This is a genomic window from Uniformispora flossi (assembly GCF_049534875.1).
Lineage (GTDB): Bacteria > Actinomycetota > Actinomycetes > Streptomycetales > Streptomycetaceae > Yinghuangia > Yinghuangia aomiensis.
Genome location: NZ_JBMULZ010000016.1, coordinates 37,712 through 55,098, shown reverse-complemented (window position 1 = coordinate 55,098; position 17,387 = coordinate 37,712). Strand labels below are relative to the sequence as shown.

Below are 17,387 nucleotides of genomic sequence, written 5' to 3'. Positions count from 1 at the left end.
TCGGCGCCGCGTTGCGCGGCTGCTGTCGTCGAGGGGTTAGACCGGGGCGGGGCCGCGGAGTCATCGCCGGGCCCGATATGACCTGGACCACAATGCCGAGCGGCCCCGCCGCGTGGTGCGACGGGGCCACTCCTCGGGTGCCGTGGTCAGACCGCGGCACCCACCCGCGGGTTCTCCGCGAGGGCCACGGGGCCGTCGAGGACCGGCGTCTTGTCGGCCAGTGCCTTGAAGCGGGTCAGGCGGAGGCTGTTGGAGACGACGAAGACCGAGCTGAAGGCCATCGCGCCGCCGGCGAGCATCGGGTTGAGCATGCCGGAGGCGGCCAGCGGCAGGGCCGCGATGTTGTAGGCGAACGCCCAGAACAGGTTGGACTTGATGGTCTGGAGCGTCTTGCGGGACAGCCGGATGGCGTCCGCGGCGGCGCGGAGGTCGCCGCGGACCAGGGTCAGGTCCGAGGCTTCGATCGCGACGTCGGTGCCGGTGCCCATCGCCAGGCCGAGGTCGGCCTTGGCGAGCGCCGCGGCGTCGTTGACGCCGTCGCCGACCATCGCGACGACCTGGCCCTGGCCCTGCAGCCGGGTCACCACGTCGACCTTGTCCTTCGGCATGACCTCGGCGAACACGTTGTCGGGGTCGATGCCGACCTGCGCGGCGACGGCCTGCGCAACCGTGGTGTTGTCGCCGGTGAGCAGGATCGGAGTGAGGCCGAGTTCCTTGAACCGGCGGATGGCTTCCGCCGACGTCGGCTTGACGGCGTCGGCGACCACGAGGATCGCGCGGGCCTTGCCGTCCCAGGCGACCGCGACCGCGGTGCGGCCGAGGGCTTCCGCGTCGGCCTTGGCGCGTTCGAGGTCGGCGGGCAGGTCCAGGGCCCATTCGGTGAGCAGCCGGGTGCGGCCGACCAGGACCGCGTGCCCGTCCACGATGCCCTGCACGCCCAGGCCTTCGACGTTGGCGAAGTCCTCCGGCTCGGGCAGGTCGCCGGTGCGTTCGGCGGCGGCCTTGGCGATCGCCTGCGCGATGGGGTGCTCGGAGGCGTTCTCCAGGGCGCCCGCGAGGCGCAGCACGTCGGCCTCGGCCTCTCCTTCCGCGAGACGGGTGTCGACGAGGGTCATGCGGCCGGTGGTGACGGTGCCGGTCTTGTCCAGGACGACGGTGTCGACGCGGCGGGTGGACTCCAGGACTTCGGGGCCCTTGATGAGGATGCCGAGCTGGGCGCCGCGGCCGGTGCCGACCATGAGCGCGGTCGGGGTGGCCAGGCCGAGGGCGCACGGGCAGGCGATGATCAGCACGGCGACCGTGGCGGTGAACGCCGCCGCGATGCCTTCGCCGGTGCCCAGCCAGAACCCGAGCGTGGCGATGGCGAGGGCGATGACGATCGGCACGAACACCCCGGAGATCCGGTCGGCGAGCCGCTGGACCTGCGCCTTGCCGTTCTGCGCGTCCTCGACGAGCTTGGCCATCTGGGCGAGCTGGGTGTCGGCGCCGATCCGGGTGGCGCGGACCACCAGGCGGCCGCCGGCGTTGACGGTCGCGCCGGTGACGGTGTCGCCGGGGCCGACCTCGACGGGCACCGATTCGCCGGTGAGCATGGACGCGTCGACAGCGGACGTGCCCTGTTCGACGGTGCCGTCGGTGGCGATCTTCTCGCCCGGACGGACCACGAACAGGTCGCCGACGGCGAGCTGTTCGACCGGGATACGGGTCTCGCGGCCGTCCCGGAGCACTGCCACGTCGCGGGCGCCGAGTTCGAGCAGCGCCTTCAGCGCGGCGCCGGAGCGGCGCTTGGCACGGGCCTCGAAGTAGCGGCCGGCCAGGATGAACGTGGTGACGCCCGCGGCGGCTTCGAGGTAGATGTTCCCGGCGCCGTCGCTGCGTTCGATGGCGAACGAGAACGGGTGGGTCATGCCGGCCTCGCCCGCGGTGCCCCAGAACAGCGCGTACACCGACCAGGCGAGCGCGGCCAGGGTGCCCATCGACACCAGCGTGTCCATCGTCGAGGTGCCGTGCTTGAGGTTGGTCCACGCCGCCTTGTGGAACGGCCAGGCCCCCCACAGCACGACCGGCCACGCGAGCGCCAGCGACAGCCACTGCCAGTTGGTGAACTGCCAGGCCGGGACCATCGCCATCGCGATCACCGGGACGGTGAGCACCGCGGACGCGATCAGCCGGTCGCGCAGCGCGCGGATCCGGCCGCCCTCGGCGTCGGTCTCCGGCACCGGGTCCGCCGCGGCGCCGGACGCCTTGGGCGGGGGCGGGAGTTCCGCGGTGTAGCCGGCCGCCTCGACCTGGGCGACCAGGGCTTCGGGGGTGACGTCTCCCTCGTAGGTGACCTTGGCCTTCTCGGTGGCGTAGTTGACGGTCGCGGTGACGCCGTCGAGCTTGTTGAGCTTGCGCTCGATCCGGTTGGCGCACGACGCGCAGGTCATGCCGCCGATCGCCAATTCGATCTGCGCGGCGTCCCGCGGCGCCGAGGTCCCGGTGTCCGGACTCATCGCCTGCTCCTTCGTCATGTCCCGGTGGTGCGGGGTACGGGTGGTACTCCGGCGGTGGCGGCCCACGCCGTCCCGCGATCACGTGCTCAGCATACCCTAGGGGGGTATGTAGTCAACAACCGTCGGCCTTGGCTCCGCGGCGCGCGAGGCCGGCCGGGGGTGGTGGTACGAGGTGCGGTCAGTGCTCGTGTCCGGCGCCTTCGTCGCTCGTGCCGCTCGGGCTGCTCGGGCTGCTCGTGCCGCTCGTGCCGCTCGGAGCCGACGGGGTCGGCGAGGCGGCGGGGGCCGCGCCCGGGTCGACCGTCACGGTGAACTCGGCGGTTCGCACGATGCCTTCGTGCTGGAAGTCGAGGTACAGCCGGTAGGTGCCCACGCTGGGCGCTTCGGCGTGGAACGAGATACCGGGGCCCGCGGGCGTCTTGCCGTCGCCGGGCGCGCCCTCGGGGTGCACGTGCAGGTAGGCGAGGTCGCCTTGGCGCAGCGCGACGAGGTGGCCGAACGCGCCGAGGTAGGGCTGGAGGTCGGTGACCGGCACGCCGTTCTTGCTCACCGACAGCGTCAGCATGCTCGCCGAGGTCGCCAGGTCGCCGTTCAGCGTGACGGTGTAGCCGTCGACTTCGGCGGTCCGCGACGGCGCCGGCAGCGGCACGGTGCGGTAGTCGCCGGGCACCGCCACGTCGGCGCCGAGGGTCAGCCCGCCGGCCGGGTCGCCGGACGGCGTGAAGTCGGCGAACACCCGGTAGTCGCCCGCGGCCGCGAAGGTGAGCGGGATACGCCACGTGCCATCGGCACCGAGCGTCGGGTGGACGTGCCGGAAGCCGGAGAGGTCGCGGCGGACGACGATGAGGTGCAGGTCCTTGTCGTGGGCGCGGTCGTAGCGGGTCCACGGGCGGCCGTCGGGGCCGAGGACCTGGAAGCGGAACTCGGTCGGGACGCCTACCGGCAGGGGTTCCCGCTGGGGCACCAGCGTGTAGCCGCGTTCGGAGACCTGGAGGCCGCCCGCGACCGCGGCATTGGCGGCTGCCGCATTTGCGGCGACCGTCGGGGTGGTGTGCCCGGAGTGGCCGTCGCCCGCGGCGCTCGGGGACGCGGCCGAGTCGTGACCGTGCGGCGACGAACCGCCGCCGACCGGGCCGACCGCGTTGCCGACGCCGTACGCGGCGCCGAATGCCAGGGCGAGGCCGGCCGCGAACGCGCCGACGCGAGTGGCCGTGTTCATGGCCGTTCTCCTTTTCGTGGGGTGGTGCTCGGGATTCGGGTCGTGGGGTGGCGCTCGGGCGCGGTGTGTGCGGGCAGCAGTCCCGGCCGGGGTGCCGGCTCGGCTCGCCGACACCCCGGCCGGGTATCGGCGGTGCTCAGTGGCAGCTGCCGCAGCAGGACGCGCCCGGGTTCTCGTCCTTCGGGGCCTCGACGACCTGGTAGCCGGCCTCGGCGACCGCGGCAGCGACCGCGGCGTCGTCGATCGCCCCGGCTGCGGACACCGTCACCCGGCCCGCGGCCAGGTCGACGTTCACGGCCGTGACGCCGTCGAGCTTGCGCACCTCGGCCGTGACCGACGAGACGCAGTGCCCGCAGGTCATGCCCGAGACGGAGTACTCGGCGGTGGTCGCGGTGGTGGTGCTCATGGGATGCCTCCTGGGCGGGGATCGTGGGGGCGCCGCCGGCCGGTCCGGGCGGCTTCACGACTCACAACATACCCCCCTTGGGTATCTTGTCAAGCCGACTCCCCCTGACTCGACCCCCGGCGAAGGGTCCGCAGGATCGACGAACACCCTTCAGGCGTGCACCAATTGGGCAATCGCCTCGGCCGCTTCGCGCACTTTCACCTCGATCGCGCCGCGACCCTCGACCGCCTCCGCAGCCACGCAATGACCCAGGTGGTCGTCCATCAATCCGAGCGCGACAGCCTGCAAGGCCTTGGTGATCGCGGAGACCTGAGTCAGCACATCCAGGCAGTAGGCATCCTCTTCCACCATCCGCTGTAGGCCCCTGACCTGGCCTTCCGCCCGCTTCAACCGCGCCATGCAGGCCTTCTTGTCCGCCGCATATCCGGCCATCGGAGCTCCTCCTCGAACTTTCGCCTTCACATACGGTACCCCCCTAGGGTATGTTCGGCGGCGTTCGGAAATCCAGAGGTACCCGTACCCCGTATCGGAAGTGGTGGAGATGTCCGCGCCCGATGTACCCAACCCGCGCCGCTGGGCCGCACTTGCGCTCATCGCGCTCGCCCAGTTCATGGTCATCATGGACACGTCGATCATCGGCGTGGCGCTGCCCGACATGCAGACCGACCTGGGCTTCTCGCAGGAGAACCTGTCCTGGGTCTTCAACGCCTACGTGATCGCCTTCGGCGGACTGCTGCTGCTCGGCGGCCGGCTGTCCGACCTGTTCGGCGCCAAGCGGATGTTCACCGCCGGATGGGTGGTGCTCGGCGTCGGGTCGCTGGTCGCCGGACTGGCCGGCGACGTGTGGGTCGAGCTGGCCGGCCGCGCCGTCCAGGGCGCGGGTGCGGCGCTGATCGCCCCGTCCGCGCTGACCCTGCTGATGATGCTGTTCGGCGGCAACCCGAAGGAACTGACCAAGGCGTTCGCGCTGTACGGCGCGGCGGCCCCCGCGGGCGGTACTGCGGGCGTGTTCCTCGGCGGCCTGATCACCGAGTACGCGAGCTGGCCGTGGGTGTTCTACATCAACCTGCCGGTCGTCGCTCTCACCCTGGTCCTCACCCCGTCGCTGATGCCGTCCGCCCCGGCGCGCCGCGGCTCGATCGACTGGCTGGGCGCGATCCTGGCCACCGGCGGCCTGGCCGTCGTCGTGTACTCGGTGGTCCGCGCGCCCGAGGTCGGCTGGGGCTCGGCGGAGACCCTGCTGGTGCTGGCCGGCGGCCTCGCCCTGGTGCTGCTGTTCCTGCTCGTCCAAGCGAAGAAGGCCGAGCCCTTGATGCCGCTGCGGATCCTGCGCACCCCGAACCTCGGCGGCGCGAACCTCGCCCAGCTGCTGATGGCGGGCGCGTGGGTGCCGATGTGGTTCTTCCTCAACCTCTACCTGCAGCAGGTGCTGGGTCTGGGGGCGTTCGCGAGCGGCTCTGCGCTGTTGCCGATGACCGTCGCGATCATGGTCATGATGATCACCGTCGCGCCGCGCCTGATCGCCAAGTTCGGGCCGAAGAACCTGATCGTCGCCGGCATGGCGCTGCTCGCGGGCGGCATGCTGTGGCTGTCGTTCGTCCGGGCCGACGGCACCTTCTGGGTCGACGTGCTGCCCGCGTCGCTGGTGGCCGCGACCGGCATGTCCCTGGCCTTCATCCCGTCGCTCGGCACCGCGATCTCCAGCGCGCGGCCGGAAGAGGGCGGCCTGGCGTCCGGCATCGTCAACACCTCGTACCAGATCGGCTCGGCGCTCGGCCTGGCCGCGATGACGGCGGTCGCCGCCGCGCACGGTTCGCGGCAGATCGGCAACGCGTCCGCCCTGACCGACGGCTTCTCCGCGGCCTTCCTCGGCGCCGCGGGCATCGCCGCCGCGGGTGCGCTGCTGGCGATCGTCACCCTGCGCGGCTCGTCCGCGCCGGCCGACGCCGAGGGCGCGGAGCGGGAGACGGCCGACGTCGCCTGACGTCTCTCACGCCCTGTGCCACCGACCTGCGCTTCACGGTCGGTGGCACAGGCCACTTCCGGAAGGAGCCCGCGCCATGGAGGAGATCCGCATGTACGGAACGTCCTGGTGCCCGAGCGTCGCCGAAGTCCGCGCCCTGCTCGACGAACGCGGCATCCCCTACCAGTACTTCGACATCGACGAGGACAAGAAGGCCCGCAAGGCCGTCTACCGCTTGCAACAGGGCGGCCGGCGCGTCCCCACGCTCACCCTGCCGGACGGGACACTGGTGGTGGAGCCGGACGTGACCAAGGTGGAGCGGATGATTGCCGGGTGGGGCGGTTCGGGAGCCGGGGAGGCGGGGGGACTGCCCGGCGAGCGAGGCCCCGCGGGGCTGTCCGGCGGCCAAGTCGGTGGTCGGCCCGACCACGATCGGCCTGGGGAGCAGGCGGCGCGGCCGCCGGAGGGCCGGCCCGCCGGCCGGGCACCTCACCGGTCCGGCGAACGGCCGGCGGGCGAAGACCGGTGACCCCGCCGCAACCGGAGACCTTGCGCCGGGCGTTGCGCCACCCCGTGGCGAAATGCCTCGCGGCGTGCCTGCTGAGTGTCGCACTGCGGAAGGTGAACGAGGCGGGACCGCACCCGATGCGACAGGCTGCCGGCCCGCGCGGCGCGGGCCCGGGGACACCGGCACCCCTTCGCCGGAATCCGCCGCGCTGCGCGGGCTGAACGCACACGGCTCCACGTGGCTCGGCCTGCGGCAACCACGCTCCCGGACACCCCACCCCACGTCGTACTTCATGATCCTCGTCATCGCGGAGGGGCCGACCGGGCCGGGGCAGGGCAGGCGCGCATTCTTTTTGCCGATCATGGTGCGACACGCCCGGCCTTGGCCCCGGGCAGGTGCAAGGCTGGGGCATGACCGAAGCCGCGGGCACCCGCCGGGCGTGTTCGTCGACCACGGGTCCCCGGTGCCGCGGCGCGACCGAAAGGACACCCCTGTGAGCAAGCCGCCGCTGCCCGAGCAGGCGATCGCCATGGCGCGCAAGGCGAACCCGGCCGTCATCACGACGCTGCGCAAGGACGGCCAGCCCGTCTCCACCGCCACCTGGTACCTGTGGGAGGACGACGGCCGCGTCCTGGTCAACATGGACGAAGGGCGCCGCCGCCTCGACCACGTGCGCAACGACCCGCGCGTGACGCTGACCATCCTCGACGAGGGCAATTGGTACACCCACCTGTCCCTCATCGGCCGGGTCGTGGAGTTCCGCGACGACAAGGACCTGGCGGACATCGACCGGCTCTCCCGGCACTACGGCGGCGAGGCGTATGCGATCCGCGACCGGGCCCGGGTCAGCGCCTGGATCGAGATCGACCGCTGGCACGGCTGGGGCGGGCTCAAGGACAGCGACCAGCCGGGCGGCGCCCGGCAGATCGCCGCGGAAGACTGACGAGCGCCCTGGCGCCGGCTTTGCGGGGCGGCCGGGATCCGGCGGCCCCGCGCAAGCCGGCGCGCGGTCATTCCGTCAGTTGCCGCCCCACCTCGCGCAGTACCGGCAGCAGGGCCTCCACGTCGGCGTCCGTGGTCCGCCAGTTGACCAGCGCGCAGCGCAGGACTTTCGCCCCGCGGTAGGCGGCCGTGCCGACGAAGAAGCGGCCGTCGCGCAGGACGGCTTCGCCGAGCCGGGTGTTGAGGTCGTCGAGGCGGTCGTCCGGGACGCCGGGCGGGCGGTAGCGGAAGCAGACGATGGAGAGCCGTACGGGGGCGAGGAGTTCGAAGTCGTCGGACGCGTCGAGGAGGCGCCCGAGGTGGGCGGCGGCGTCGAGGTGGCGTTCCACCATCGCGCGGTAGCCGTCGCGGCCGTACGCGCGCAGGGTCGCCCAGATCGGCAGGGCGCGGGCGCGGCGCGAGGATTCCGGGCCGAGCGTGTTGTAGTCGACTTCCGCGCCGTCGGCCTCCGGCAGGTAGGAGACGCCCCAGCCGCCGAAGGCACGGGCGAGGAACTCGCGGTCGCGGACGAAGGAAAAGCCGCTCTCGTAGGGGACGTTCAGCCACTTGTGGCCGTCCGCGGTGATGGAGTGGGCGCGTTCGACGCCGCGGGCGAAGTGCGCGGTGCGCGGCGACAGGGCGGCGAACAGGCCGAACGCGCCGTCCACGTGCAGCCAGGCGTTGTGGCGTTCCGCGAGGTCGGCCAGCGCGTCGAGCGGGTCGGAGTCGCCGGAGTAGACGTCGCCGAGGTTGCCGACGAGCACCGCGGGGGCGCCGCCGAGTTCGGCGAGGGCCTCGGCCAGCACGGGGAGGTCCAGGCGTCCGGTGTCGTCGCGGGAGAACGTGCGGAGGGTGTCGCGTCCGCAGCCGAGGATCTGCAGGGCCTTGCGCGTGCTCGGGTGGACGAGGCCGCTGGTGAGGACGGGCATCGCGGGCAGGCCGGAGAGCCCGTCGGCGGCGACGTCGACGCCGTGCTGCCCGGCCCACCAGGTGCGGGCGCAGGCGAGGCCGGTGACGTGGGCAAGGGTGGCGCTGGGGGTGAGCACGCCGCCGTAGGACGCGGGGATGCCGAAGAGGTCCTTGAGCCAGGCGAGGACGGTCGTCTCGGCGCGCGCGGCGAGCGGTGACGCCACGTGCAGCCCGGCGGCCTGGTCGACCAGCGAGGTGATCCAGTCGCCGGCCATCGCGGCGGGGGTCGCCCCGCCGACGACCAGGTGGAAGAAGCGCGGGCCGGAGGTTCCGGTGGCGGCTTCGGTGGCGATCCGGAGCAGCTCCTCGACGCCGGCCAGAGTGCCGTCGCCGGTTTCCGGGAGCGGCCCGCCGAGGTGGCCGAGCAGCAGGTCTTCGGCCTTGGCGTCGCGCACGGGCCGGTCGGTCAGCCCGTCGAGGTAGGGGCCCGCGGCCCGGAACACCCGCTCCAGCGCGGCGGCGGCTTCGTCGCGGTCGTCGATCGGGTCGGTCATATTGCCAGTCAATCAGCCCGGCAGCCGCCGCGCACCGGTTGCATATCGCGCGAACTGGTCTGGAATGCCAGGGAAGTTCGCGGCCAGGTGCGAGGATCGCGGGATGGATGTCCCCGGTGAGGAGCCCGGCATGGAGTTCGCGGTGAGGACCACGGCATGAAGTTCCTGGTGCTGATGTACGCCGACCCGGCCGCCACCGCCGCGATGACGGAGGCGGAGCGCGCCGACGTGTTCGCCCGCCACGAAGCGCTGCACCGCGATCTGGCGGAGACGGGCGAGATGCTCAACGGCGCGGGACTGGGTTATCCGGCCGACACGACCACGCTGCGGTGGCGCGGCGCCAAGCCGGCATCCGCGGCGGGCGGGCCGCTGACGTCCGCGACCGAGCAGGCGACGGCGTACTACGTGGTCGAGTGCGCGTCGCGGGAGCGGGCAGTGGAGATCGCCCGGCGGCTCTTGGACTTCCATGTGGTGGCCGTGGAGGTGCGCGCCGTCCACGACTGGTTCGGCATGGGCGGCGAGTGACGCGGCCACCGCCGTCGGCGGCCTGCTTCACTCCTCCGGCGGGTGCCGCGGCCGCGTCCCGAGGTTGCCGTATCCGGTCAGCTCCTGCGGCAGCGTCCGGTCGCGCATGTGCCTGTGCGGCATCTCCATCGGTTCGCGGGGCTCGAAGTGGCCGGCGAGCGGTCCCGGCGCGAGGTGGAATTGCGGCGGCGGACGCTCGGGGTCGGCGCGGGTCGGGGGGATGGGGGCGTCGAGTTCCGGCGGCGGCGGGTTCCAGTGGGCGCGGGCGGCCCGCACGGCCGGCCACGCCAGGAGTGCCGCGACGGAGCCCGCGACGGCGACGCGCACGCGCTTGCCGGGGCGCCGGGTGCCGCGCGTCGGGGCGGGGCCGGACTCGGGCTCGTGGACGATCATCGCCACGTGCATCGGCGGCGGGGTTTTCTTACCGAGTCGCATACTGTCGGGCTACCCGGCCGGGGCGCCTCTCCACCGTGATCGGCTCGGCAAAGCCGCCGGCCTGGGGCCGGCCACGGCGCGCCGGTACCGGCAGCGCCCTGGGCGCCCTGCTGATCGGCCGCCCCCGGCCGCCCCGCTTGGCGCGCGGGGGCGGCCGGCCGAGGCACACTGGGGCATGGCCACCTCCCCGCCGCGGCAGCCCGAGCACCCGGAGGCGCCGCACCCGTCGGCCCCCTCGTCCCCGCTGTCCCCCGAGCCCGAGCCGGTCACCCGCACCGCACCGCGCCCCGTGCGTCCCGCCCTGCTCGCGCAGGGCTGGCTGGACCTCACGTTCCTCCACTGGCCGGTCGAACCCGCCCTCGTCGCACCGCTGTTGCCGCCCGGCACGGTGCCGGACACGATCGACGGCGCTACCTACGTCGGCCTGGTTCCCTTCCGCATGGACCGCATCTCGCTCGGCCCGCGCCCGGCGATCCCCTACTTCGGCAGCTTCGCCGAGACCAATGTGCGGCTGTACTCGGTCGACCGGGCCGGGCGGCGCGGCGTCGTCTTCCGCTCCCTGGAAGCCGCGCGGCTGCTGCCGGTGGCCGTGGCGCGGGCGGCGTTCGCGCTGCCGTACATGTGGGCGCGGATGCGCGTCGAGCGGCTCGGGACGGCGGAGCACCCGGAATTCCGCTACACGACGGCCCGCCGCGTCCCCGGACCGCGCGGCGCGGGCGGTAGCGTCCACATCCGCGTCGGCCCGCCGTACGAGGCCGACGACCTGGCGGATTTCCTCACCGCCCGCTGGGGCCTGCACGTGGCCTGGCACGGCCGCACGCTGTACCTCCCGAACGAGCACCCGCCGTGGCCGCTCCGGCACGCCGAGCTGCTGGCGTGGGAGGACGATCTGCTGGTCGGCGCGGGCCTCCCGCCGGTGTCCGGTCCCCCGGTCAGCGTGCTGTTCTCGCCGGGGGTCCGGACCCGGTTCGGGCCGCCGCTGCGGTGCCCCTAGGACACGCCCCGGGACGACCGGCGAGGTGCCGCGCGTCAGCCCAGTTCGGACGTGAACAGTCCCGCCACGCGCTGCCACGAGTCGTCCGCCGAAGCCTTGTGGTACGGCTCCCGCCCCGGGAAGAAGAAGGCGTGGGCCGCGCCTTCGTACACGGTGATCTCGTGGCGCACGCCCGCCGCGGTGAGCCCGGCGGCGATCGCGTCGCGCTGCTCGGCGTCGATGACGTGGTCGAGTTCGGCGAAGAACAGCTCCAGCCGCACCTCGCGTTGCGCGATCGCGGGGGCCACGGTGAGCAGCGGTTCGGGACGGCTGAGCGCGGTCCCGGCGACCGGCAGCCAGCCCGGGTAGTAGATCGCCGCCGCGGCGAGGTCGAGGCGGCTCGCGGCGTAGAACGCCAGGTGGCCGCCGAGGCTCATGCCGAGGATGCCCGGCTTTCCCGCAGCATCGGCCCGGGCGTGCGCGTGGTCGAGCGACGCGCGCAGGTCCTGCTCGACGCCTTCGCGGGTCAGTTGCGCGACCAGTTCGAAGGCGCGCGTGCGGTTGGCGTCGGTCTCGGTGAATCCGCGCGCGGTGTCGGCGTCGAGGCGGTGGTACAGGTCCGGTGCCACGGCGACGTAGCCGAGCGCGGCGACGTCCCGGACGAGCGCCCGGACGTCGTCGGTCAGCCCCCACAGTTCCGAGCACACCAGCACCGCGGGCCGCAGCCGGGCGTCGGCCGGCCGGGCGGTGTAGGCGGCCATGGCCGAGCCGTCGACATCGATCTCCACGTCCTGCCCGACGACGTTCATTCCGGTCGCTGCCTCTCCCCGTAGCGGACGCGGCCCCACCGAGCCGCGTGCGCCACGATATTCGCCGGTGATCGCTCCCGCGGCGGGAAACGCAGCCGGCCCGCGCGCAGCGGACAACGCGCAGGCGGGGGCCCGGTGCCGGGCCCCCGCCGGGTCACACCTCGGCGACCAGGAACTGCTCCGCGCGCGGCGGCCGGAGCCCGTCCGGGCGGTCCGCGAAGTAGCGCTCCGCGAGCTCGTCCGGGGACACGTGCCGGGCCTTCGAGAACCCGGCGTCCCACGCCGCCCACTTCATGTCGTCCGGCGCGTAGAGACTCAGGAACGGCGTGCCCGACGCGGCGGCGTTCCGCATCGAGAAGTCCTGCACCGCCCGCTGGTCCGGCTCGAGCATGTCCAGCGGCAGCAGGAACGTGCCCGCGAACACCGACCCGGGTGCCAGCTCGGCGACCTGCCGCAGCGTCGCCATGTTGGCTTCGCGCGTCAGGTACATGCTGACTCCGGTCGACGCGACGACCGTCCGCTGTGCCGGGTCGAAGCCGGCGTCCTTGAGGCGGTCCCACCACGAGTCGCCCGCTTCGAAGTCGACGGGGACGAAGGTCAGCCACGGCGGGACGGCATAGCCGAGTTCGGCGAGCCGGCGCCGCTTCCACGCCTGGGTGCCGGGCTGGTCGACCTCGAACACCCGGATGCGGGAGCCGAGTTCGGGGCGCCGCTGGGCGAACGTGTCCAGGCCCGCACCGAGGACGACGTACTGCGTCGCGCCCGCGTCGGCCTGCTCCGCGACCAGGTCCTCGACGAACCGGGCGCGGGCGGCGATCGACGCACGGACGCCTTCGACGCCGGGCATCGTCATGTCGCCGCGCGCCCGCCAGTCGTCGCCCGGGTCGGCGAGCTTCAGGCCGACCTCGTCGTCGAGGACGTGCGGCGGCGCGTCGGCCTGCACGTGCAGAGCACGCCACAAGGCGACGCGCACCGCGGTGTGGTCGGGCTCCTGCTCGCCGTCCGGGCGCACGGGCTCAGCCATGGTGGTGTCCCTCCGCGTGCCTGCCTTCCGGCAGCGGGGCTTCGAGGGCGACGATCCGCCCGTCCGGGTCGCGGACGAGTGCCTGGTCGACGCCCCAGTGGGTGGGCGTGAACGGCTGCGCGAAGTCGGGCTCCCGTTCGGGGGCGAACGCCGCGGAGTCGGCGACCTTGAGGACCGGGTGCGTGGTCAGCTCGCGGTCCTGCTGCTCGACGATGAACACGTACGGCCCGCCGGATGGGTGAGCCCAGTGCCCGGAGCCGTGCTCGGTCTCCAGCACGCTCCGGAAGCCCAGGGACTTCCAGAACGCCGCCGTCGCACCGTAGTTGCGGGTCTCGACGAGGAATCCTTCGATGCCTTCAGTCGCCATCGGTGTGCTCCTTTCCGGCGTCCGCCGCGCGTTGGAGGTATTGCGTGAGTGCCGCTGCGACTATTGCGGAGAGTGACTGCTCCGTGTCGACGGCGTGATGCTTGACCTCGCGGACGAGGTCGACCGGTAGATAGACGTTGAACTGCTTGACCTGTCGCTCGGCCGCCATGCCTAGGATGCTAGCAATCTAGACGCCGTCGCGCGAACGGCGGCCCGACGAAGGCCGCCGCGGGCTGTTCGATCACCTTGTTTCTGATAGGTCGTCAGGTAATACTCGGGCGCCATGACCGACGACGCCGTGTCCGGCAATGCCCTGTCCGTCCTGCTCGCCAAGCAGGCCATCACCGAGGTCCTGTACCGCTACTGCCGCGCCCTGGACCGGATGGACCGCGACGCGGCCCTGGCCGTCTGGCATCCCGGCGGGACCGCCGACTACCGGCCGTTCTTCCAGGGCACCGGTGCGGAGTTCGTCGACTGGGTGTGGGTCCAGCATGCGGCGATGACCGGGCACTCGCACCAGATCGCCAACGTCCTGGTCGAGGTCGACGGTGACACCGCGGTCAGCGAGTCGTACGTGACGGTCACCCTGCAGTCCGCCGCGGGCCCCGACCGCACGGCGGAGACGGTCGTCCGCGGCCGCTACCTCGACCGCTGGTCGCTGCGGGACGGCCGCTGGGCCATCGACGAGCGCCGCCACGTCCCGGACTTGCAGTCGGTGACGCTCCACGACGCGGCGATGACCGCGATCGAGAAGCACGAAGGCGGATCGTCCCGAGACGGCGCCGACCCGTCGCGGCAGTTCCTGGGCTGAGGCCGTGCGGTGCCGTCGCGGTCACGCCGGCACCGACGCCATCCCCCGCTCCGCGCCGCCCTCGTCGGGCATCCCCAACGGCACGAACCCGGTGCCGAAACCGTTCGTGTCGACGAGCCAGCCCAGACACTTCACGACCTGCAGCGTCATCGCCGAGTCCTGCACGGCCATCCGCGGAAAGCGGCGCGCCCAGTCCGCTTCCAGCAGACTGGCATCGGCCGCGGACCGCAGGTACATCACCAGAATCACGTTCGCGGGGCCCGTGACCGTCGCACACATCCGCACGTCCCCGCCCCCGGACAGCTCGGCGGCGGTGGCGTCCAGCTCGTCCGGCGGCACTCGCAGCCACCAGGTCGCCGTGCACGGCCAGCCGGTCAACGACCGGGCGACCTCGCACCGGAAACGCGCGTATCCGGCCCCCATCAGCCGGGAAAGCCGCCGCGCCACCGTCACGCCGCTCAGTCCCAACCGCCGGGAGAGTTCGGCGGTGCTGATCCGGCCGTCGGGCCCGAGCTGCTCGACGATCGCCAGGTCGTCGGCGTCCAGGGCGAACGGCGCCGGCGCGGTCACCCGGCCCAGCTCGGCGAGCTGCCGCCGCTGGTCGCGGTCCAGCGCCCGCAGCCGCCACGCGGCCGAGTCCTTGTAGAGGCGCAGCGGCATCTGCACACGGATCCCGGTGATGCCCGGCACCGCGGGCAGCCGCACCTGGAGGTAGAGCGCGAGGCGCCCCGCGTCCGGCGCGTACACGCAGGCGAAGAGGTCGCGTCCGCCGGTCAGGTGCTCGATGTTGATGATGTTCGGCTGCCGCGACAGCTCGGCGACCACGTGCGGGATGCGGCCGGGCGCGACCGTGATCTCGACCAGCACCGCCTTGCCGACCTGCGAGGGAATCCCTTGCGGCACGCCCATGAAGCCGGTCATCCAGGCCGCCCCCGTCCCGGCCAGCCGGCGCCACCGCCGCGCCAGCGTGGCGGGAGCGGCGCCGAGGACGGGGGCCAGGTCGGACCAGGACGCGCGCGGCGCGAGCTGGAGGGCGTTCACCAGCGCCAGGTCGAGTTCATCCAGAGCATCGGGGCCGGGTGCGGCGTTCAAATCGTGCATCGGTAGGGCCTCTCAGGACGACTTCGGCCATCCGCGGGGACGTGCGGCGTGCACCGGCAACTCTGGCGGTGATCCCCGGCCGGTCCGTGTACCGCCGACGACACCCGCAAGGACGAACGGTGAAACTGCTGCGCCATCACGACGGGACGTTGTTCCGCGATCTCAACCACAACGGCACGATGGAGCCGTACGAGGACCCGCGCCTGCCCGTGGAGGACCGGGTCGCGGACCTGCTCGCCCGCATGACGTTGGCCGAAAAGGCCGCGCAGATGTGCCACGGGCGCATTTTTACCCTCAACCCCGGCGTGTTCCCAGAGGAATCCGCCGAGCTGAGCAACCTGGGCATCACCAACTTCCTGCTGATGACCATGCCCGGGCCGGGGGTGATGGCCCGCTGGAACAACCACCTGCAGGATCTGGCGGCGGCGCGGCGGCTCGGCATCCCGGTCACGCTGGCGTCCGACCCACGGCACGGCTTCGCGGCGAATCCCCTGGTCGCGCATCTGACCGGCGGGTTCAGCCGCGGTCCGGAGCCGATCGGGCTGGCCGCGACAGCCGACGACGCACTCGTCGAGGAGTTCGCCGCCGCGGCGGCGCGCGAGCTGCGCGCGGTCGGCATCCGGGTCGCGGTGCACCCGATGGCGGACCTGGCGACCGAGCCTCGGTGGGCACGGATCCACGGCACGTTCGGCGAGGACGCCGACCTGGCGTCGCGGATGCTCGTCGCGTACATCCGCGGCTTCCAGGGCGGCGCGGAACTGGGGCCGGACAGCGTCGCGTGCATGGTCAAGCACTTCCCCGGCGGCGGGGCGACCGCGGACGGCGAGGACCCGCACTTCTCGTACGGCCGCTTCGGCGCCTATCCGGGCGGCAACCTCGACTACCACCTGCGGCCGTTCCGGGCCGCACTGGAGGCCGGCTGCGCACAGGTCATGCCCGGCTACGGCATCCCGGCCGGCACCGGCATGGCGGAGGTCGGCGCGTGCTTCAACCGCGACGTCCTCGTCGGGCTGCTGCGTGAGCGCTTCGGCTTCGACGGCGTCATCTGCACCGACTTCAACCTGCTCGCCGGGATGACGATCCCCGGCCGCGGCACGCTGCCCGCCCGCAACTGGGGCGTCGAGCACCTGCCGCTGGCGGAGCAGGTGCGGATGCTGCTCGACGCGGATGTGGACCAGTTCGGCGGCGAGACGCGGCCGGAACTGATCGTGGACGCGGTGCGGTCCGGCGCGGTGACCGAGGCGCGGATCGACGCGTCGGTGCGGCGGATCCTGCGCGACAAGTTCCGGCTCGGGCTGTTCGACGACCCGTACGTCGACGCGGACGCCGCCGAGGAGCTGGTCGGCGCCGCGGAAACGCGCACGCTCGGGCGGACCGTCCAACAGCGGGCCCTCGTGCGGCTGGCCGGGGATCCGTTGCCCGCGGGCAGCCGGATCTACGTGGAGAACGTCGACCCGGAGGCCGCCGCCGCGTACGGCACCGTCGTCGCCCGTCCCGAGGACGCCGACGCCGCGGTCGTCCGCCTCGCGGCCCCTTACGAGGAACGCGACGGCTTCCTGGAGGGCGGCTTCCACGCCGGCTCCCTGGCGTTCCGGGCCGAGGAACTCGACCGGCTCCGCAAGCTCGGCGCCGCGGTGCCGCTTGCGGTGAGCATCTGCCTCGACCGGCCCGCGGTACTCACCGGGTTGGCGGACGGCACGGCCCTGCTGCTCGGCGACTTCGGCGCGGCGGACGACCTGGTGCTGGACGTCGTGTTCGGCCGCGCGCAGGCCGTCGGGCGGCTGCCGTTCGACCTGCCGTCGTCGATGCGCGCCGTCGAGGAATCGCGCGAGGACGTGCCGTTCGACACCGCCGACCCGCTGTTCCGGTTCGGGCACCCGTCCGCGCCGCGCACCGCACCCGACGCACCGCCCCGCACATCGGCCGACACATCGGCTCACACAGGGCCCCACGCACAGCCCGACGCTTCTTCAGAAAGCGAGGACTACGCATGATCCGCTCCCTCCGGCGCCGCGCGGATCGCCGTCGCGGCCGCCGCCGTCGCGGGCCTGCTCGCGACCGCGAGCGCCTGTTCCACCTCCGACGACGCGGTGTCCGGCAAGCCCGCGGCGCCCGCCGCGGGACCGGCCAAGGAGGGCGGCACGCTGCGGGTCGGCCTCGACCGGCCGTTCGCCAAGGTCGACCCGGCCGATTCGACGCTGGTCAGCCAGCCGATGCTGCTGCTCGCCAACGCGCTGTTCGACCCGCTGATGGTGAACGACACGGCCGGCGGCGTGCACCCGTACCTCGCCAAGGCGTTCACGCCCA

Annotated in this window: 19 protein-coding genes; 7 read left to right on the top strand and 12 right to left on the bottom strand. The window is 73.1% G+C overall.

Annotation, left to right across the window (positions count from 1 at the left end; translation table 11 throughout):
- Positions 1-146: 146 nt before the first annotated feature.
- The 4 genes from ACPA54_RS28835 to ACPA54_RS28820 form a co-directional block, all read right to left on the bottom strand.
- Positions 147-2,513: a heavy metal translocating P-type ATPase gene (locus ACPA54_RS28835; RefSeq protein WP_423534307.1), complete on the bottom strand. Its 2,367-nt coding sequence runs from the start codon at positions 2,511-2,513 to the stop codon at positions 147-149.
- Between the two features lie 160 nt (positions 2,514-2,673).
- A complete protein-coding gene (locus tag ACPA54_RS28830; protein ID WP_423534306.1) occupies positions 2,674-3,714 on the bottom strand; it encodes a hypothetical protein in 1,041 nt (346 codons plus the stop codon).
- A 136-nt stretch (positions 3,715-3,850) separates the two neighbouring features.
- Complete coding sequence (locus ACPA54_RS28825; RefSeq protein ID WP_423534305.1) at positions 3,851-4,120, bottom strand: heavy-metal-associated domain-containing protein; 270 nt, start codon at positions 4,118-4,120, stop codon at positions 3,851-3,853.
- Positions 4,121-4,270: 150 nt separating this feature from the next.
- A complete protein-coding gene (locus ACPA54_RS28820; protein WP_423534304.1) occupies positions 4,271-4,552 on the bottom strand; it encodes a metal-sensitive transcriptional regulator in 282 nt (93 codons plus the stop codon).
- A 109-nt stretch (positions 4,553-4,661) separates the two neighbouring features.
- On the opposite strand from ACPA54_RS28820, the gene ACPA54_RS28815 reads away from it, so the two are divergent.
- The 3 genes from ACPA54_RS28815 (at position 4,662) to ACPA54_RS28805 (ending at position 7,534) form a co-directional block, all read left to right on the top strand.
- Positions 4,662-6,104, top strand: coding sequence for an MFS transporter (locus ACPA54_RS28815; RefSeq protein WP_423534303.1), 1,443 nt, complete (start codon positions 4,662-4,664; stop codon positions 6,102-6,104).
- Between the two features lie 76 nt (positions 6,105-6,180).
- A complete protein-coding gene (locus tag ACPA54_RS28810) occupies positions 6,181-6,612 on the top strand; it encodes a glutaredoxin family protein (RefSeq protein ID WP_423534302.1) in 432 nt (143 codons plus the stop codon).
- Between the two features lie 472 nt (positions 6,613-7,084).
- Positions 7,085-7,534 (top strand): PPOX class F420-dependent oxidoreductase, encoded by a 450-nt coding sequence (locus ACPA54_RS28805; RefSeq protein WP_345679425.1) that lies wholly within the window; start codon positions 7,085-7,087, stop codon positions 7,532-7,534.
- A gap of 67 nt (positions 7,535-7,601) precedes the next feature.
- Here ACPA54_RS28805 and ACPA54_RS28800 read toward each other — a convergent pair whose 3' ends face one another.
- Positions 7,602-9,035, bottom strand: coding sequence for a pyridoxal phosphate-dependent decarboxylase family protein (locus ACPA54_RS28800; protein WP_423534301.1), 1,434 nt, complete (start codon positions 9,033-9,035; stop codon positions 7,602-7,604).
- A gap of 156 nt (positions 9,036-9,191) precedes the next feature.
- Here ACPA54_RS28800 and ACPA54_RS28795 point away from each other — a divergent pair, with 156 nt between their 5' ends.
- On the top strand, positions 9,192-9,560 hold the full coding sequence (locus ACPA54_RS28795; RefSeq protein ID WP_423534300.1) for a YciI family protein: 369 nt from the start codon (positions 9,192-9,194) through the stop codon (positions 9,558-9,560).
- Positions 9,561-9,587: 27 nt separating this feature from the next.
- Here ACPA54_RS28795 and ACPA54_RS28790 read toward each other — a convergent pair whose 3' ends face one another.
- Positions 9,588-9,995, bottom strand: coding sequence for a hypothetical protein (locus tag ACPA54_RS28790; protein WP_423534299.1), 408 nt, complete (start codon positions 9,993-9,995; stop codon positions 9,588-9,590).
- Positions 9,996-10,170: 175 nt separating this feature from the next.
- Between ACPA54_RS28790 and ACPA54_RS28785 the strand changes: the two genes are divergently transcribed.
- A complete protein-coding gene (locus tag ACPA54_RS28785; RefSeq protein WP_423534298.1) occupies positions 10,171-10,989 on the top strand; it encodes a YqjF family protein in 819 nt (272 codons plus the stop codon).
- A 35-nt stretch (positions 10,990-11,024) separates the two neighbouring features.
- Here the strand turns inward: ACPA54_RS28785 and ACPA54_RS28780 are convergent, their stop codons facing one another.
- The 4 genes from ACPA54_RS28780 to ACPA54_RS28765 all read right to left on the bottom strand — a co-directional run bounded on the left by ACPA54_RS28780 (position 11,025) and on the right by ACPA54_RS28765 (position 13,337).
- Positions 11,025-11,777 carry a dienelactone hydrolase family protein gene (locus ACPA54_RS28780; protein WP_423534297.1) on the bottom strand — a complete coding sequence of 251 codons (753 nt, stop codon included), beginning with the start codon at positions 11,775-11,777 and terminating at the stop codon, positions 11,025-11,027.
- Positions 11,778-11,931: 154 nt separating this feature from the next.
- Positions 11,932-12,801 carry a class I SAM-dependent methyltransferase gene (locus tag ACPA54_RS28775; RefSeq protein ID WP_423534296.1) on the bottom strand — a complete coding sequence of 290 codons (870 nt, stop codon included), beginning with the start codon at positions 12,799-12,801 and terminating at the stop codon, positions 11,932-11,934.
- Complete coding sequence (locus ACPA54_RS28770) at positions 12,794-13,168, bottom strand: VOC family protein (protein WP_423534295.1); 375 nt, start codon at positions 13,166-13,168, stop codon at positions 12,794-12,796. The genes ACPA54_RS28775 and ACPA54_RS28770 overlap by 8 nt, the downstream gene beginning before the upstream one ends.
- Positions 13,158-13,337, bottom strand: coding sequence for a ribbon-helix-helix domain-containing protein (locus tag ACPA54_RS28765; RefSeq protein WP_423534294.1), 180 nt, complete (start codon positions 13,335-13,337; stop codon positions 13,158-13,160). The genes ACPA54_RS28770 and ACPA54_RS28765 overlap by 11 nt, the downstream gene beginning before the upstream one ends.
- 114 nt (positions 13,338-13,451) lie before the next feature.
- Here ACPA54_RS28765 and ACPA54_RS28760 point away from each other — a divergent pair, with 114 nt between their 5' ends.
- Positions 13,452-13,979, top strand: coding sequence for a nuclear transport factor 2 family protein (locus tag ACPA54_RS28760; protein WP_423534293.1), 528 nt, complete (start codon positions 13,452-13,454; stop codon positions 13,977-13,979).
- A 21-nt stretch (positions 13,980-14,000) separates the two neighbouring features.
- Here ACPA54_RS28760 and ACPA54_RS28755 read toward each other — a convergent pair whose 3' ends face one another.
- Positions 14,001-15,080, bottom strand: coding sequence for an Lrp/AsnC family transcriptional regulator (locus tag ACPA54_RS28755; RefSeq protein ID WP_423534292.1), 1,080 nt, complete (start codon positions 15,078-15,080; stop codon positions 14,001-14,003).
- A gap of 119 nt (positions 15,081-15,199) precedes the next feature.
- On the opposite strand from ACPA54_RS28755, the gene ACPA54_RS28750 reads away from it, so the two are divergent.
- The gene (locus tag ACPA54_RS28750) at positions 15,200-17,074 is read left to right on the top strand and encodes a glycoside hydrolase family 3 protein (RefSeq protein WP_423534291.1); all 1,875 of its coding nucleotides are present in this window, start codon (positions 15,200-15,202) and stop codon (positions 17,072-17,074) included.
- Here the strand turns inward: ACPA54_RS28750 and ACPA54_RS28745 are convergent.
- Complete coding sequence (locus ACPA54_RS28745) at positions 17,065-17,343, bottom strand: hypothetical protein (RefSeq protein WP_423534290.1); 279 nt, start codon at positions 17,341-17,343, stop codon at positions 17,065-17,067. The two genes, ACPA54_RS28750 and ACPA54_RS28745, sit on opposite strands and share 10 nt — an antisense overlap.
- Positions 17,344-17,387 lie beyond the last annotated feature (44 nt).